Annotated in this window: 12 protein-coding genes; 7 read left to right on the forward strand and 5 right to left on the reverse strand. The window is 34.8% G+C overall.

The features are described from left to right. Window positions 1-149: 149 nt before the first annotated feature. Window positions 150-539, reverse strand: coding sequence for an orotate phosphoribosyltransferase (locus OH814_RS17410; RefSeq protein ID WP_076561796.1), 390 nt, complete (start codon window positions 537-539; stop codon window positions 150-152). A 29-nt stretch (window positions 540-568) separates the two neighbouring features. Here OH814_RS17410 and OH814_RS17415 point away from each other — a divergent pair, with 29 nt between their 5' ends. Next, a complete protein-coding gene (locus tag OH814_RS17415) occupies window positions 569-1,180 on the forward strand; it encodes an NUDIX hydrolase (protein WP_115619983.1) in 612 nt (203 codons plus the stop codon). On the opposite strand, the gene murF is transcribed toward OH814_RS17415, so the two are convergent. Continuing rightward, window positions 1,173-2,444, reverse strand: coding sequence for a UDP-N-acetylmuramoyl-tripeptide--D-alanyl-D-alanine ligase (gene murF / locus OH814_RS17420; RefSeq protein ID WP_308829041.1), 1,272 nt, complete (start codon window positions 2,442-2,444; stop codon window positions 1,173-1,175). The genes OH814_RS17415 and murF overlap by 8 nt on opposite strands. Before the next feature lie 140 nt (window positions 2,445-2,584). Continuing rightward, entirely contained in the window at window positions 2,585-4,186 is a 1,602-nt protein-coding gene (gldJ, locus tag OH814_RS17425; protein WP_076561799.1) for a gliding motility lipoprotein GldJ, read from the reverse strand. A gap of 165 nt (window positions 4,187-4,351) precedes the next feature. Between gldJ and porU the strand changes: the two genes are divergently transcribed. The 3 genes from porU (at window position 4,352) to OH814_RS17440 (ending at window position 11,907) form a co-directional block, all read left to right on the forward strand. Then, the gene (gene porU / locus OH814_RS17430; protein WP_308829042.1) at window positions 4,352-8,251 is read left to right on the forward strand and encodes a type IX secretion system sortase PorU; all 3,900 of its coding nucleotides are present in this window, start codon (window positions 4,352-4,354) and stop codon (window positions 8,249-8,251) included. 56 nt (window positions 8,252-8,307) lie between these two features. Next, the gene (gene porV / locus OH814_RS17435) at window positions 8,308-9,474 is read left to right on the forward strand and encodes a type IX secretion system outer membrane channel protein PorV (RefSeq protein ID WP_076561801.1); all 1,167 of its coding nucleotides are present in this window, start codon (window positions 8,308-8,310) and stop codon (window positions 9,472-9,474) included. A gap of 168 nt (window positions 9,475-9,642) precedes the next feature. Next, complete coding sequence (locus tag OH814_RS17440; RefSeq protein ID WP_308829043.1) at window positions 9,643-11,907, forward strand: FUSC family membrane protein; 2,265 nt, start codon at window positions 9,643-9,645, stop codon at window positions 11,905-11,907. Here OH814_RS17440 and OH814_RS17445 read toward each other — a convergent pair. Next, complete coding sequence (locus OH814_RS17445) at window positions 11,888-12,502, reverse strand: 4'-phosphopantetheinyl transferase superfamily protein (protein WP_123885826.1); 615 nt, start codon at window positions 12,500-12,502, stop codon at window positions 11,888-11,890. The two genes, OH814_RS17440 and OH814_RS17445, sit on opposite strands and share 20 nt — an antisense overlap. Window positions 12,503-13,002: 500 nt before the next feature. Further along, complete coding sequence (locus tag OH814_RS17450; RefSeq protein WP_308829044.1) at window positions 13,003-13,533, reverse strand: pyridoxamine 5'-phosphate oxidase family protein; 531 nt, start codon at window positions 13,531-13,533, stop codon at window positions 13,003-13,005. A gap of 165 nt (window positions 13,534-13,698) precedes the next feature. On the opposite strand from OH814_RS17450, the gene ahcY reads away from it, so the two are divergent. The 3 genes from ahcY to yiaA all read left to right on the forward strand — a co-directional run bounded on the left by ahcY (window position 13,699) and on the right by yiaA (window position 16,614). Further along, entirely contained in the window at window positions 13,699-15,012 is a 1,314-nt protein-coding gene (gene ahcY, locus OH814_RS17455; RefSeq protein WP_308829045.1) for an adenosylhomocysteinase, read from the forward strand. A gap of 136 nt (window positions 15,013-15,148) precedes the next feature. After that, window positions 15,149-15,955 carry a hypothetical protein gene (locus OH814_RS17460; protein WP_308829046.1) on the forward strand — a complete coding sequence of 269 codons (807 nt, stop codon included), beginning with the start codon at window positions 15,149-15,151 and terminating at the stop codon, window positions 15,953-15,955. A 266-nt stretch (window positions 15,956-16,221) separates the two neighbouring features. Then, a complete protein-coding gene (gene yiaA, locus OH814_RS17465; protein ID WP_076561807.1) occupies window positions 16,222-16,614 on the forward strand; it encodes an inner membrane protein YiaA in 393 nt (130 codons plus the stop codon). The last annotated feature ends 17 nt before the right edge of the window (window positions 16,615-16,631 follow it).

Consider the following 16,631-nt stretch of genomic DNA (forward strand, 5'->3'; position numbering starts at 1 on the left):
ATAGATGAAACTTTAGTCGTAATTAATATTATTTATTCTAAAATATGAAAATAACAGTAGTGTGTTAGTTGAACATATATTTAAAATTTAAGCGAAATAATTTATCATTTCAAAGCATAAAAAAACCTTCATTTCTGAAGGTTTGTGTTTTATTTGTAAGCTTCGATCTTATCTGTCAAAGTATTAATAAAATTCTGAAGTGGTTTCTCAACCATCATCTTAATAAAAGGATTAAATTTTCCTTCAAAAAGCATTTGTACTTCAGTTTGATTTTCATTCAAAGGCTTTAAAGTTGCTGTAAGCGTAAAGTCTAAGCTTGAGCTAGCCGATTTCAAAACAGCTTTTTCATCAGTAACTTCATCTATTTTAAGTGCAATTTCAGGCATTCCCTGAAGTCCGAATTTGAAGCCGTCTTCTCTGGTTTCAAACTTTTGAAGACCATCCGGCATAAATTCTTTATAATTTTCAGGAGATTTCAGCAACTCAGATAAATCTTTAGATGATTTATTGACAATAATTTTTCGTCCTTCTAAATTCATTTTTTATTTTTGTATTTAAATTACTACAAATGTATAAAGTTTTTGTGAACGAAAAAAAATTATTGATATCTAAGAAGCCGGAAAACTTAGAGAAAGTCTTAAATTACGAAAGTTTCACAACTTTAGAAATCGCCCTTGATCTTCTGCAGAATACATCTGCTTCCGAGCTTAATGTATATGGCGAGAAAATAGACGAGATTTGGGAAGAGTTTAAAAAACTTTTCAGAATCATTGAAGCAGCGGGAGGAATTGTAAACAAGCCGAATGGAGATACACTTTTCATCAGAAGATTAGGAAAATGGGATCTTCCGAAAGGTAAAATGGAAAAAGGTGAGTCGCGTGAAGAATCTGCGATAAGAGAAATTGAAGAAGAGACAAATCTTCTCAATGTACAGCTTAGAGATTTTATCAACACCACCTACCATATTTATATTGAAAGAAATGGCGACCGTGTTTTGAAACACACGCATTGGTTTGAAATGTTTTTTGACGGTGAAGATACTTCAAAACCTCAGTTGGAAGAAGGAATCACAGAAGTTGCCTGGAAAAACACCACTCAGATTGAGAATGAAGTTTTTCCAAATACCTTCCAGAATATAAAATTGATTTTAAAGGAATTTTGGGATACAAAATCTAAATAAAATCGATTGCTTTTTCTAACGAAATTCCTCGTGAAGCTTTAAGAAGAATATTTTCTGACTTGATTTTGTTGTCTTTTAAATATTGAATTAATTGATCTGTACTTTCAAAAGCCGCAGAACTTTTGTTGACGTTTTTAAAGTGTTTTCCAACAGTGATAATTTGGTCAAAGCCTAGCTCCTGAGCCAGTAAAAGAATATCCTGATGTTCTTTTTCGCTTTCGTCCCCTAATTCTAGCATATCGCCTATAACGATTGTTTTTGAGCCTGTAAAATTGGTGAAATTGTACAATGAAGCAGACATTGAGCTTGGGTTTGCATTGTAGGTATCTAAAACTAAAATTTTATCATCTTTTTTTACAACCTGAGATCTCATATTGGTTGGAGTATACGATTCTATTGCAGTTTGAATTTTATCAAAATCTATCCCAAAATAAAGTCCTAAGCTTGCTGCTGCGCACAGATTGGTGAAATTGTAGTCTCCTGTCAGTTTTGATAATGCTTTCTGATTCTGATATTGTAAACCGACAAAATTATTTTCAGAAAAAGCATCAAAATAATAGTCAGAATCTGCTTTTCCGAAAGTTATTTTTGATGCATAATCCTTAGTTTTATCAAACTGAATAGGATCATTTTCATTAATTAAAACTATTTGATTTGCATTTTTCAGATAATCATACAATTCAGATTTCCCTTTTATAACGCCCTCAAATCCACCGAAACCTTCTAAATGTGCTTTTCCGAAATTGGTTATATAACCATAATTTGGTCGTGCAATAGTACAAAGCAATTCGATCTCTTTCTGATGATTGGCTCCCATTTCAATAACCGCCATTTCATGTTCAGGTTTAATAGATAGGATGGTTAACGGTACACCGATGTGATTATTTAAATTCCCAAAAGTATATTGTACGTTAAATTTTTCTGATAACACAGCGTGAATAAGCTCTTTGGTCGTAGTTTTACCATTACTTCCGGTAAGGCCTATAATCGGAATATGTAATTGATTTCTGTGATGTACAGACAGTTCCTGCAAAAACTCTAACGTAGAAGGAACATAAAAAATATTTTTCTCTGAATTTTCAAATTCTTTATTCTCTATAATTACAGCAATTGCGCCGAGGTCAACAGCCTTTTCAGCTAAGGTTGCTGCATCAAAATTATCTCCCGAAAATGCAAAGAAAATATCATTCTTCTCTATTTTTCTACTGTCAATAGTTACTTTTTTTGCATTTAAAAAGATCGGATAAAACTGTTCTATATTCATTATATTTTTTTTCAGAGGTCACGCTGCAATTGCAAAATCTACGTTGGTTTTTTATATTTTTCAGCAAAGCAATTTCACGATTCAAAAATAAAAAACCTCCCGACAATTCGGGAGGTTTTTTTTAAGTATTTTGATAAATATTATCTTCTTGTTCTAGCTTTGTCGTTTACTCTAGCATCTTGTGCAACACGGAAACCGATCCAACCATAACCAGATGCCTGATCTTTGTATCTTCTCTGTCCCGGATCCAACCAATATGCTGAATCTTGCCAAGAACCACCTTTCACAACTCTGATGTCATTAGAAATCGCTGAAGTTCTGTCTTTAGTATCTTTTTGCATGATTACTCTGCCGTTTGCATCAACAACAAATTTAGTTGTTGGAGCATTATACATATTGTATGTTGAAGCAGAATCGTTTGCATTTCTATAATCTAATGAAGACTGTCTGTCACCATCTCTGTAGTTTCTGTAATCTGCGATAGTCTCTCTCTCAAACTGACCAGGTAAGTTTTTGTAAACTAATCTTCCGTCTGCTAAAGTATCGTATTTCATATTACCTTCCTCTACCATTTTGTAAGTTCCGTCACCGTTTCTTACGATAGCCTGAGGCATATTTCCTCTGTAATAGTTGAAGTCGCTACCTGATTCATCAATGATTGGTCTGTAAACATCTGCAGTCCATTCTGAAACGTTTCCAAACATACCGTAAATACCAATATTGTTTGTAGGAAACTGTCTAACATCTGAAGTTTTAGCAGCACCATCATTTTTCCATCCTGCAGTACCTGAGTAATCTCCTCTTCCTTGCTTGAAGTTTTCAAGGATCATCCCTCTATTTTTACCTTTGGTGCCTCTAAGAAGATCTACCTGAGGTTTTTTCTCTAAGTAATTGTTGTACTCTCTGTTTTTCTCCATTCCAAGAGCAGCAAATTCCCATTCTACTTCTGTCGGAAGTCTGAATTTGGTAACCATCGCAGCATTCGGAGCACCGTTTGCAGCCTGAATTCTTTGGTTGGTCGTTTTCATACCAGTCCTTTGATTCATTCTTTGCTGATTGATGTAACCTTGCATTTCAGGATCATTCGATTTGAATTTATCCATATTGAAAGCTGTTCCACCTTGGTTATTAGATTCGTTGATGTACAAATCTTTTGCAATAATACCTGCCTGCATCAAAGCTTTTTCGTTTGCTCTGTCTGTCAACCATTCACAATATCTGTTTGCTTGTGTCCAAGAAACTCCTACTACCGGGTAATAATCGTAGTTCTGATCTCTGAAATAAGTTTCATTAAGATCATTTCTAGACAATTTATTATCCCATAACAAAGTATCCGGTAAAGCACCGTTGTAAATTTCTTTATAACTAGGATCACTTGGAGGGAATACATACTTCAACCATGTAAGGTATTCGCGGTATTCGTAGTTAGTAATCTCAGTTTCACCGATAAAGAACGAACTCACCTGCATTCTGCGAGGCGTGTTATTCCAATCGTGCATTACATCATCTTTCACTAATCCCATTGTAAAAGTTCCTCCTTCAACATATACCATTCCCGGCCAACCTTTTTGCTTCTGTTGCTTTCCTGCAAAAAACCAACCCTGTTTTTCGTTTGGTTTCCAACCTGTCTTGCTGACAAATTTTTTGGTACCCCCGCCTCCGGAAGTTCCTGAACCACCACAGCTGGTTAATGCAAGTGTAGAACTCAATGCTATTAATGAAAACAACTTTAGTTTTTTCATAGTCGATATAAATATTATTCAAAGTACAAAGAAAAAATAAATTATTCAATAAATCAAATAAAGATTTGATTTTTTTGAAAATTCTTAACAAATTAATTTTATGGTATCACATATTAATTACAAAATTTTCATTTATTTTGTAATTTAGAAATTTCAAACATAAACATGAGACTAAAAATCGCTCTCTTACTTATAATTGCTTTTGTATCAACCTCTTGGGCTCAAAGAGTACCCATTAATTGGGAAGGTGCCAAAATTCAGGATTATGGTGATACAAAAAAGAATCTTCCTAATTTTACAAACGAAGGTTTTTCGTATAGCCAAAATAATATTTTTATCGTTAATAAGCAAAAAGCAGGCGAAAAACAGCTTCGTGTTTCTAATCTTATTTGGGAATCTGTATCTGCTAAAGATTTATTTGAACTGAATAAAGATCTTATCCAGGATTTTGATATTTCAGACATCGACTATTATTATTTGGATGGAGAAAGATATGCAAGTGTAAAGGTTGGGTTGTTTAAAAATAATAAAGGCAAAATCCTTAGACTTTCATCTTTTGATATTTCAGAAAGCAATTCTTCTGCACCTTTAGTCGCCAGTAAGGTGGGAACAACTCAAAATCCTTTATCAAGTGGCGGTTTTTATAAAATTAAAGTTGATAAATCGGGCGTTTTCAAAATAACCACTCAGTTTTTGAAAGACAATGGAATGAACCCGGCTAATATAAATCCTAAAAATTTCAGAATCTACGGAAATGGAGGGATAATGCTTCCGGAATTTAATCAGGATGCAAAATATAGCGCTTTACAGGAAAATGCTATTCAGGTGGTTGGTGAAGATGATAATGTATGGAATGATGGCGATTATGCTCTTTTCTATGCTCAGGGACCAAATGGATATAATCTTTACAACACGACAAACGGAAACGGATTTAAGAGAGCTGAAACAAGGCTGAATGACAGAAGTGAAAATGTAAAAAACATCTATGAAGACTTTTCTTATTACTATATTAATTTTGATAAAGGTGCAGGAAAACGGGTGCAGAATGTTGATCTGAATCTTCCTGCGACACCTCTTATCTCAAGATTTGACAACTATCAGGTTATTAATAATGATCAGAAAAATTTATTAAAAGTAGGTAGAATCTGGGTAGAAGATCAAGGTTTTACCACCGATAAAGCAGTTACATTCAATTTAGCATCGCCTATTCAGGGAACTGATGTTATACGCTACAGAACTCAGGTTGTAGGATGGAGATCACAGCAAAACAGCATTACGTTTAATATCAATAGTCAAAATCCTTTACCGAAAATAGTACCGCCAAATGATCAGGATTACGCCTATGATTTTTTTCCAATGACTTACAGCGGCACAATATCTAATCTATCTGGTAATCAACTTACAATTAATTATCTGCCCAATATTTCAACCAATCCGAATGGAACTTTTTATCTTGATTATGCAGAAGTACAATACAAAGATGATTTGAAATTTAATGGAACTCAAATGAGTTTCAGAGATTTTTCTTTAGCAAGCGGAACCAATACCAATTACGGTTTTAGTATTTCAAATACCGGAAATCTGGAGCAGGTTTGGGATGTAACTGATATTACTAATGCTAACAGAAGAGTAAATAAGGCGGCGGGAACTGGAAATTTCAATTTCGGATATGCTACTTCCGATCCTAATTTTAATAACGAATTTGTTGCTTTCAGAGCTGATGCAGCTTTTTCACCTCAATATGTCGGAAGAATAAATAATCAAAACCTTTCTGCATTACAAAATGTAGACTATTTGATTATTACCACGCCTCAAATGATGGCACAGGCGCAGAGAATCGCCAATTATCATCAGACAAAAAATAATTTTAGCGTTCAGATTGTAGACACAGATAAAATTTATAACGAATTTGGGAGTGGAAGCAGAGATCTTACCGCAATAAGAGATTTTGTAACTAAACTCAATACGCCGCTTGGAAGTCTAAAGTATGTATTTATTTTAGGAGACACTTCTTACGACTACAAAAACAGGATTTCAGGAAACTCAAATATTGTTTCAAGTTATCATAGCGAATGGTCTTCCGATTTTGTGAGTTCATTTGTCACAGATGATTATATTGTGATGACAAAGCCGCAAACTGCCAGAGAAATAACAAATAACCTTCCGGATTTACCTGTAGGGAGAATTCCGGCAGCCAATCCTACCGAGGCAGCCAATATGGTTGATAAAACTTTAGCATATTACAATTCACTTCCAGGGCAATCATCGCCTTTCGGAGAATGGAGGATGAAGTTAGATTTCGTAGTGGATGATGATGGACAAGGCGGCGGTCCTTTTCACAATGTGATGAACAACACTCTTGCAAACACATTTGAAATTCCATTGACAAATACTTTGAAAGAATACAATGTAAGAAAACTTTATCTGGATGCATTTCAGGCACAAAGTACGGCAGGAGGCCAGAGATATCCTCAGGTAAATCAGGCAATATCCAATGACATAGGCAACAGTCTTTATTTATTCTATTTCGGACATGGAGGTATTAATGGATGGGCTCAGGAACGGGTTTTAACAACAGATGAAATTCAGAACTCAAATAATTTCTCCAATGTTTACAGCCGTTTTCCATTTGTATCGACTATTACTTGTGAATTTACACTTTGGGATGAGCCTTCTACTTTTTCGGCGGGAGAACAGTTTATTAAATTAAAACAAGGAGGTCCTGCTGCAATGATTACATCGAGTCGAGCAGTTGGTGTGGGTTACGGAAGAGATTTCACAGATCTTTATACAAAAGAAATGTTCAAAATGACCAATGATGATTTTAATACAGTCGGAAATGCTCATTTAAATGCTAAAAAACTAAGACCTGGAGACAGCAATCACTTAAAGGTAAATGTCTTGGGAGATCCTGCAATGAAATTGAGCAGACCACAAAGACTATTGGCAATAGACGCTATAGAAACTCCTGTGCCAGGATTGATAAGAGGTTTGGATTTTGTAAAAGTAAAAGGTCATATTAATAATCCAAACGGAACCGTAAATACAACATTTAACGGAAGAGTCGTGATTAATATTTTTGATAAAAAATTAAATAAAACAACATTAAATAATGATGGAGATTTAACTCCTGTTTTAAGCTATAAAGAAGAAGGAAGTGCTATTGTAAAAGCTTCAGGAACAGCAGTAAACGGAGTTTTCACTGTAGAATTTTATGTTCCGAAAGATATCAATTACGCTGTGGGAGAAGGTAGAATCTTGGGATATGCAGATAACAAATCAATTGATGTATTTGATAACCAGTTTGTACAGGTAGGAGATATTAATCCTAATGGACTTAATGATAATGAGCCTCCAAAAATAAAACTGTATATGAATAACACCAATTTTGCAAATGGTGGTATTACAGATCAGAACCCGATGCTTTTGGCATGTTTGAATGACGATACAGGAATAAACTCTACCGGTTCTGGTGTTGGCCATGATATTACAGTATATCTTGACGGGCAAATTATCAACACCGTTGTTTTAAATGATTTCTTTGCTTCAGGTGAAGGAAACGGATGTATTAATCCTGCCTTAGCAGACTACCAAAAAGGAAATGTAACCTACCCTTTCAGAAACTTAGCGATTGGTCAGCATCAATTAACATTTAAAGTTTGGGACATCAACAATAATTCGACAACTGAAACGTTAAACTTTGAAGTTAAAGACGAAGCCGATCAACATTTGATCATCAACAGACCGTTGAACTGGCCAAATCCTTTCACCAATAAAACATACGTTCAGTTTGAGCACAATTGTGATGATATTTTAGATGTAAACGTTCAAATCTATACGATTACAGGAAAATTGGTGAGAACTTTAACAAATGTTGTTGTTGCAGAACCGTTCCTACAGGGCTTTAGAACGCCACGTCAAGCAATAGAATGGGACGGAAAAGACGATTTTGGTGACACTGTAGCAAAAGGTACGTATATTTTTAAGATATTTGCAAAAAGTCAAAATCAAGAAAAATGCAAAGGAAGTGCTACAGCTGTAGAAAAAATGGTACTTTTGAAGTAAATAAATAATTAATCAACAATATCAATAAAAAACTGATAATATATAAAAGACAACATATGAATTTAACTACTAAACTGCTTTTAGGGATTGGTTTGAGTGCTGGTTTTTTAAGCTACGCGCAAGATTTGAGTCAGGTAAGACCTGTATTAACCGGAGCTCCATTTCTTAGAATTGCACCAGATGCACGATCAGGAGGTATGGGAGATCAGGGTGTGGCAACTTCACCTGATGCATTCTCACAATTCTGGAATGCGGCAAAATATCCTTTTAGCAGAACAAGTTCTTCTGTAGGTTTGAACTACACACCATATATGGGAAAATTAACCAATGATGTGTTTTTATTGTACGGTGCTTTCCACAAATTTTTAGGTCAGGAAGAAAGATCTACTATTTCTGCAAGTATCTATTACTTCAATATGGGAGAAGTAGAACTTACCGAGCTTGGTGTAGATAACACAGTAACATCTAATGGAGTTTCAAAACCAAACGAAATGTCAATTGATGTTGCCTATGGTTTGAAATTATCAGATTCTTACTCAATGGCAGTTACAGGTAGATTCATTCGTTCAGACTTATCTGGAGGTTTCAACACCGACACTACTCTGAAACCCGCAAATACATTTGCTGTAGACGTTTCAGGTTACTATACATCTCCGAGATTCTCTAGCTTTGGAAATTACGAAGGTAAAGTGAATGCAGGTTTTGCAGTAACAAACTTAGGTCCGAAATTAGACTATACAGGTGATGAGGCTTCAAGATCTTATCTTCCGACAATGGCTAGATTAGGTGTTGGTTACGATATGTATCTTGACGAAATGAACAGAGTAGGTATTTCTGTGGAAGGATCTAAAATATTGGTTCCGGGATCAGAGTTTGTAGGTACCGACCCTAATACAAGACAGCCGATTTATCAGGTACCCAACGTTGGTGTAATGGCAGGTATCGGAAAATCTTTCAAAAATACCAATTCAATCATGTATAGTGGTGCATTAGAATATTCTTATGACAATGCATTTGCTGTAAGAGGAGGTTATTTCCACGAAAGTGAAGAGCAGGGAGCAAGACAGTTTGCAACTGCAGGTATTGGTTTAAAGTACCGTTCTTTCGGTCTTGATGTATCTTATTTGATCAATATGTCTAAAATCAATACAGCATTAGACAACACGATTCGTTTCGGTTTAACTTGGAACATCGGTGATGAAACTTCAAATGTAGATTATTAAAAAACATACTATAAAAAGTTTTGAAAAGTCTCATTTGTATGAGGCTTTTTTTTGTTTTGCTATTTTGATGTCATTTTCAAGAGCGTCTAATAAAATATTTAAATAAAAATTCACAATTCACGTACGAAGTAAAACTGACAATTCACATTTAACCCTTATTTTTGTAAAATGAACTATTCTGCGGAGCTTAAAAAAATCGTTACCAGCCAATATGTATATTCTTCGATACGAATTACATTGGCGACGGTGATTCCGTGTTTAGTTCTCTCCTATTTTGGTCTACTCAAAGAATATTTCCTTTTTCCTTTGGGAACCAGCTTTGTGGCATTGACTGACCAGCCGGGACCATTTATCAGACGTAGAAATTCATTGACATTTGCTATTTTCTGCTTTGTTGTTGTTGCATCAATTGCGAGTTTAGTGAAAGGCATTATTCCGCTTGTTCTTCTGGAAGTTATTGTTTTCGGAATGTTTTTCTCATTAATCGGAGTTTACGGACAAAGATTAGCGGCCGTAGGCTCATTAGCCTTAGTCGTGTTAGCCATTTTTATCGACGGTCATTTAACAGGAGCCAATATTCTTAAAAGCTTACTTATTTTCGCAGCCGGATGCATCTGGTTTTTGTTGATTTTCCTTATCGTCACAACGATTCAGCCTTATAAACTGGCAAGTCAAATGATTGGTGAAAATTACCTTCAGCTTGCTGAATTCCTGAAAATAAAAGCAAATTATTATCAGAAAAATCCTGATTTCGACAAGTTAAGCTTACAGATAATTGCCAAACAGATCGGCATAAAAAATCTTCAGGAGGAAACCCGGGAAACCGTTTTTAAAACCAGAACCATCGTTAACGAATCTACAACAATCAGCAGATTATTGATGCTGATGTTCCTGAATTCAATGGATCTTCATGAAAAGCTGATGACCTCTGAAAGCGATTACAAAAAGCTGCAGGAAAGTTTTAAAGACACTACAATCCTGGTAAAAATACACGATTATCTGAATATTCTTTCAGAAGAAATTGCCAATATTGGGATCTCTTTACAAAGCAGCGCCCGCGCAAAACCTATTTCCGATCTGGAAGTACATTTTCATGAGCTCAATGTACATTACTACGAATTGCGAAATAAAGAAATGACTCCCGAGAATCTGGAAAACTTCATGATTCTACGCCAGATTATGATGCGTATCAATGAAATTACCAAAGAGATCAATGAGATTTATAAAGTTTTTTCACAGAATGTAAAGCTGGCGAAAAGTCTTTCTACAGGTTTAGATTTAAAGAAATTTATGCCTAAAGAAGAGAAAATCAATTTTAAGGTTTTAAAAAGCAATATTTCTCTTACCTCATCCCATTTCAGGCATGCAATAAGAATTACCATCGCTCTCTTAATCGGTTATCTGGTTTCTCTGCTGCCATTCCTGGTGATTGGGCATACCTATTGGATTTTAATCACCATTGTTGCAATCTTAAAACCAGCCTACTCTATTACCAAACAGAGAAATTTACTGCGTTTTTACGGCACCGTTGCCGGAGCAGTGATTGCTTATGGTTTATTGCATTTCATTCATATTAATGCTGTGCTTTTCGGTATTCTTTTATTAAGTATGATTTTGTGTTTCAGCTTATTAAAAGGTAAATATTTCTGGGCAGTTTTATTTATGACGATTTATGTTTTTATGAGTTTTAATTTCTTAAATCCTGGAAACGTAAATGTTATTTTCAAAGATAGAATTGTAGACACTTTTATCGCAGGGATTATTGCATTTTTGGTTTCATACATTGTACTTCCGGTTTGGGAACATACGCAAAATTTAGATTTAATGAAAAAATCTGCAGAATCTAATCTTACGTATTTTCACAGCGTGATGTCTAAGTTTCTGAACGAAAATTTCGATGTAGAAAACTATAAAGTTAAACGTAAAAACGCAATCATTTCATTAGCCAATCTTTCAGATAATTTCCAGAGAATGATTTCTGACCCCAAAAATCAGCAGAAAAAACTGGAAGTTGTGCATCAGTTTGTAGCAACATCACATTTGATTACAGCTTATACCGCTTCGTTGTCACAATATGCCAAAAGTAATCAGCAATACCCCGAAATAGATTCTGAAAGCTGGAGTAAAAAGATAGAATCAGAAATGAATCAGGTATCGGCAATACTTAATGGAGATAAAATTTCAGAAACATTAAGAATGGACAGTCGTCTGGAACCTGAAGAATCGTCAATCGAAGATATGCTTCACAAAAGAAAAACCGAACTTCTGGAAAATGAGCATTTCGACATACGAGATCCTAATAAAATCTCTCATTTAACAGAATTGAAGAACATTCATGATGTTTTAGAACTTATTTATGATGTTGCTAAAGAACAGCGAAAAGTAATCGAGAAGTACAGAAACGAAGAGAAGACTACTCTTCCACAATCGTAAAGCAGTATTCATCAAAAAACTCTACTCTTGCCTTGAGTTCATCTGAGATCTGATCATCATGAACTCTGCACTTGATGTGGTGCAGATATTTTAATTCAAAAGGTCTTACTTCATAATGCTTTTTCAGCGACCAGTGCTTTGAATGATGAATCTTGTACATACTTTCCTTTACACTCCAAATGATGGTATAAAAAACAACTTCTGTATCAAAAGGGATAAATCCTCTTTCATTTTCGTACGTGAATTTATCGATAACCCTTAAAATTTTAGGATTAAATTTTTCAATATCAATTCCTATTTTATTCTTAGAAATAGCAATCGCTGCAAAAGGAAAAGAATGGGTGATGGAAATTTCGGCATCTTTGGGAGACAAGAAAGGCTCTCTCTCTTTATACAGAATTTTAGAGTTGGGTTTTAAACTTTTCAAAAGTTTTCTGACCATTAAAACCTCCAGCAATTTTTTAGGATGATAATCTTTCACTTTATCAGCATTTTCGGGCTCTAAAAGCTCATCAATATTGAGCTCTTCATTCTCATCATATTTCCAGACTAGAATAGTTGCAGTATCATCAGAAAAATCTCGGTAAAGAGGCATGGGTTTGTTTATTGGGTAAAATTAGTGAAAAAATTTTGGTTGGAAGATGGATGTTTGGTGATGGAAGTTTTTATTACTAATTCCTTTTTTATTTTTAACGCAAAGGTTTATTAATCGTTATGCTAAAGTTAAGGAGCAAAGAAAATCAACAAAATTGATTTGATGAAGCGTTTGTTTTATACGTAAGCTTCATCTGCGACTTGTCGCAAAACTTTGCTCCTTAAATAATACAAGTTTGCAAAACAAATCTTTGCGTTTACTCAGAAGTTTTCGAAGATTCTCAAACATAGTTTGTCATGATGAAAGCATCTAAACAACGTTTAAACGCAATATTGAGATGCTTTCAGCATGACAAATTGATCGCAGAAATTTAGATTAAAGTTTAAACAAAAAATTCACTTAAATCCTAGACCTAAGTGAATTTGAATATTATTTAAAGCTAAAAACAGTAAAGCGTAAAGCATTAAACTTCCCACTTCCATCGTCCAGCTTCCATCAATTTATTTCGACTGATGATTCTGATCATTTCTATGTTCCATAATCTGAAGATTTTCATCTACAAAATAAGCGCTTCCGAAACCGTTTACATAAGAACCTTTTACAGGATGAAGACCAATCAGGATAAAATCTTTCATTTCAGAAATAACATCTACTACTTTTCCGTGCGTTTCTTTTAACTGAGAAACAACAGTGTTCCAAATCTCAGAATCTCTTTCTACCTGCGAAGTTGATGCCTCAATGGTTAATCTTTCACGAGCATAAATCTGTTTTGTAGCAGATTCATCTTCGATAAACATAATCGACGTTTGTCTTCCGTCAGCAAGATTTTTGGTATGTTTTGCCATGAAAGAAACCAAAATATAGAATGTATTTTCTACCTGTACAAAAGGGGCATAGCTAGAATTGGGTGTTCCCTCTCCGTCTACCGTCGCCAGAATGATACTTTTTGTTCTTTCAACCAATTCTTTTACTTTGGGAGCAAGAGGCTTTGCCTGTCTTTGGGCCTCTTCCTGCGCATGTGTATGATTCATAATAGAGATTTATTTTGTGCAAAAATACATAATTTAGAATAAATAAAAATAAAATTCATAGTATGTATTATTTCATGCTAATCGGCAAGATGCTTTTTTTTATATCTAAATTATATGTTGTAATTTTGCACTTTATTTAATTGAAATTAAAAATTATTCATCGATATGAGTACTACAACACAATACGTTCCTTATAAAGTTAAGGATATTTCTCTTGCAGAATGGGGAAGAAAAGAAATCACCCTTGCAGAAGCAGAAATGCCGGGTTTAATGTCTATTCGTGAAGAATACGGACCATCTCAACCGTTGAAAGGATCTAGAATCGCAGGATGTCTTCACATGACGATACAAACTGCCGTTTTGATCGAAACTTTGGTCGCTCTTGGTGCTGAGGTTACTTGGTCTTCTTGTAATATTTTCTCTACTCAGGATCACGCTGCTGCTGCTATTGCTGCTGCAGGAATCCCTGTTTACGCTTGGAAAGGCTTAAACGAAGAAGAATTTGACTGGTGTATCGAGCAGACTTTATTCTTCGGTGAAGACAGAAAACCATTAAACATGATTTTGGATGATGGTGGAGATTTAACAAACATGGTTTTTGATAAATACCCTGAATTCACAAAAGATATCAAAGGTCTTTCTGAGGAAACTACAACCGGAGTTCACAGATTGTACGAAAGAATGAAAAACGGAACTTTGGTAATGCCTGCAATCAACGTAAACGATTCAGTTACCAAGTCAAAATTCGATAACAAATACGGATGTAAAGAATCTGCAGTAGATGCTGTAAGAAGAGCGACAGACCTTATGTTGGCAGGAAAAAGAGTAGTAGTTTGCGGATACGGAGACGTAGGTAAAGGTACTGCAGCTTCTTTCAGAGGAGCAGGTTCTATCGTTACTGTTACTGAGATCGACCCAATCTGTGCGCTTCAGGCTGCAATGGATGGTTACGAAGTAAAAAGATTAGACACTGTTGTGGATAACGCAGATATCGTAATCACGACTACAGGTAACTTCAACATCGTAAGAAAAGAACATTTCTTAAAATTAAAAGATAAAGCGATCGTTTGTAACATCGGTCATTTCGATAACGAAATCGATATGGCTTGGCTAAACGAAAATTACGGTCACACAAAATCTGAAGTAAAACCTCAGGTTGACATCTATACAATCGAAGGCAAAGAAGTAATTATTCTTGCTGAAGGTAGATTGGTAAACCTTGGTTGCGCAACAGGTCACCCGAGTTTTGTAATGTCTAACTCTTTCTCTAACCAGACTTTGGCTCAGATAGAACTTTGGACTAATTCTGAAGCCTATGGAAATGAAGTATATATGCTTCCTAAGCATTTGGATGAGAAAGTAGCTGCTCTTCACCTTAAAAAATTAAGCGTTGAGCTGGAAACTCTTTCTACTGAACAAGCTGAATACATCGGTGTAGATGTGAAAGGGCCATTCAAGCCTGAGTATTACAGATACTAAGATATTGCGATGCTTAGCTTGTTGAAGCATTTCAACTAAAAAATAAAATCCCATTATTCAAAATAATGGGATTTTTTCTTTCAATATTTTAAAACTCATTTAGGAATTGCTATTTTTGACAAATTAAAATTTGAAAATGAAAAAGTATTTTTTCCTGAGTTTAATGAGTTCTGTAGTTTTTTTTAACAGCTGCAACAGCACCGATGAATATGAGCTGATCACTGATCCTGTACAACAAAGAATATTGTTGAGTAAAGTGACAACGGTTTACTATGATAATCCCGCAAATCCTCAAACTACGGTATCAACTTTAGAATATAATAATCAAGGAGATTTATCAAAAATGAAATCTGAAGGAAGAACTTCAATTTTTGAGTATGATACAAACGGAAAACCTTCAAAAATAAATTACTATAATTCTGCGGGAACTTTAGAATATTATTTACTGTATACTTATTCTAACAACGAACTCCAGAATACTAAAGCAATTTACAGCAATCCCGACTTCAATAGAACCATCACCTATACTTATGATAACGGCAAGGTGGTTACTTCCACTCAATGCCAATCTGCAAACTGTAGCAATCCTAGCCTCTCTTCATACACTTATAATGGGGATAATATCACTGTAGAAACATCAGAAATCGGAGGCACTTTTCCTTCATCCACTAAACATGAATATTTATATGACAATCAGCTCAATCCTTATACTTTTACCAATAAATATTTCAGAATAATGATGGGAGGTGCGTATGCGTTGAGCAAAAACAATTACGCTTCAGAGAGAATCAGCTTTAAAGACAGCGCAGGAAATTGGGTTCAGAATCAAAACATTATCTACGAAATTCAGTACAACAGTGCACAATTACCTGTTCAGGTCATCGGAAAAGCAGCAAACGGAAGCAATTATGTAAAATATAATTACGAATATATTCTTCAGTAATAAAATGATCAAAACTTTCCTTTTTGGAGAGTTTTTGTTTTTTTAGGAGCAATTCCCGCTATCCGTTGTATCTTTTCTCCAAGCTAAACCTCATAGGTTTTGGAAATCTATGAGGTTTTTCCATTCCTAAAAAAAGGATATCTCTCCTATTGGGCTATTATTTAACAACAGATTTCAATAAATTTCAATATCCTATGAAATAACGGTAAGCATTAACTTAAAAAATAATATATTTGAATGAATAATAAACAAAAAAATAACAAGTAATGAAAAAACAAGGAGTTTCAAATGCATTCGTAGCCGCATCTTGGGTGGCGCTCGCTGCAGGAATGATAGGATTTATTGTAGGGCTCGCAAGAGCTGAAATGCAGCTTAACGAAAAAGGATATTACTTTACCATACTGCTTTACGGTTTGTTTGCGGTAGTTTCTCTACAGAAAGCTGTTCGTGACCGATTAGAAAACATCAAAGTTACCGATATCTATTACGGAATTTGTTGGTTTGCCACATTATCATCGATCGTTTTACTGGCAATTGGTCTTTGGAATGCGACCATCCTTCCTAGTGAAAAAGGTTTTTATGGTTTTGCATTTTTACTGGCTTTATTTGGTGCAATCGCCGTCCAGAAAAATACCCGAGACAATATGACTCAGGAATAAATAACTCACACTCACCA

It is taken from the genome of Chryseobacterium sp. CFS15, from assembly GCF_031118795.1.
GTDB classification, from domain to species: domain Bacteria; phylum Bacteroidota; class Bacteroidia; order Flavobacteriales; family Weeksellaceae; genus Chryseobacterium; species Chryseobacterium indoltheticum.

Excerpts from the sequence above, each read along its gene's own strand:
- OH814_RS17410 (WP_076561796.1), bottom strand. The coding sequence starts at position 539 with ATGAATTTAGAAGGACGAAAAATTATTGTCAATAAATCATCTAAAGAT.
- OH814_RS17415 (WP_115619983.1), top strand. The coding sequence starts at position 569 with ATGTATAAAGTTTTTGTGAACGAAAAAAAATTATTGATATCTAAGAAG.
- murF (WP_308829041.1), bottom strand. The coding sequence starts at position 2,444 with ATGAATATAGAACAGTTTTATCCGATCTTTTTAAATGCAAAAAAAGTA.
- gldJ (WP_076561799.1), bottom strand. The coding sequence starts at position 4,186 with ATGAAAAAACTAAAGTTGTTTTCATTAATAGCATTGAGTTCTACACTT.
- porU (WP_308829042.1), top strand. The coding sequence starts at position 4,352 with ATGAGACTAAAAATCGCTCTCTTACTTATAATTGCTTTTGTATCAACC.
- porV (WP_076561801.1), top strand. The coding sequence starts at position 8,308 with ATGAATTTAACTACTAAACTGCTTTTAGGGATTGGTTTGAGTGCTGGT.
- OH814_RS17440 (WP_308829043.1), top strand. The coding sequence starts at position 9,643 with ATGAACTATTCTGCGGAGCTTAAAAAAATCGTTACCAGCCAATATGTA.
- OH814_RS17445 (WP_123885826.1), bottom strand. The coding sequence starts at position 12,502 with ATGCCTCTTTACCGAGATTTTTCTGATGATACTGCAACTATTCTAGTC.
- OH814_RS17450 (WP_308829044.1), bottom strand. The coding sequence starts at position 13,533 with ATGAATCATACACATGCGCAGGAAGAGGCCCAAAGACAGGCAAAGCCT.
- ahcY (WP_308829045.1), top strand. The coding sequence starts at position 13,699 with ATGAGTACTACAACACAATACGTTCCTTATAAAGTTAAGGATATTTCT.
- OH814_RS17460 (WP_308829046.1), top strand. The coding sequence starts at position 15,149 with ATGAAAAAGTATTTTTTCCTGAGTTTAATGAGTTCTGTAGTTTTTTTT.
- yiaA (WP_076561807.1), top strand. The coding sequence starts at position 16,222 with ATGAAAAAACAAGGAGTTTCAAATGCATTCGTAGCCGCATCTTGGGTG.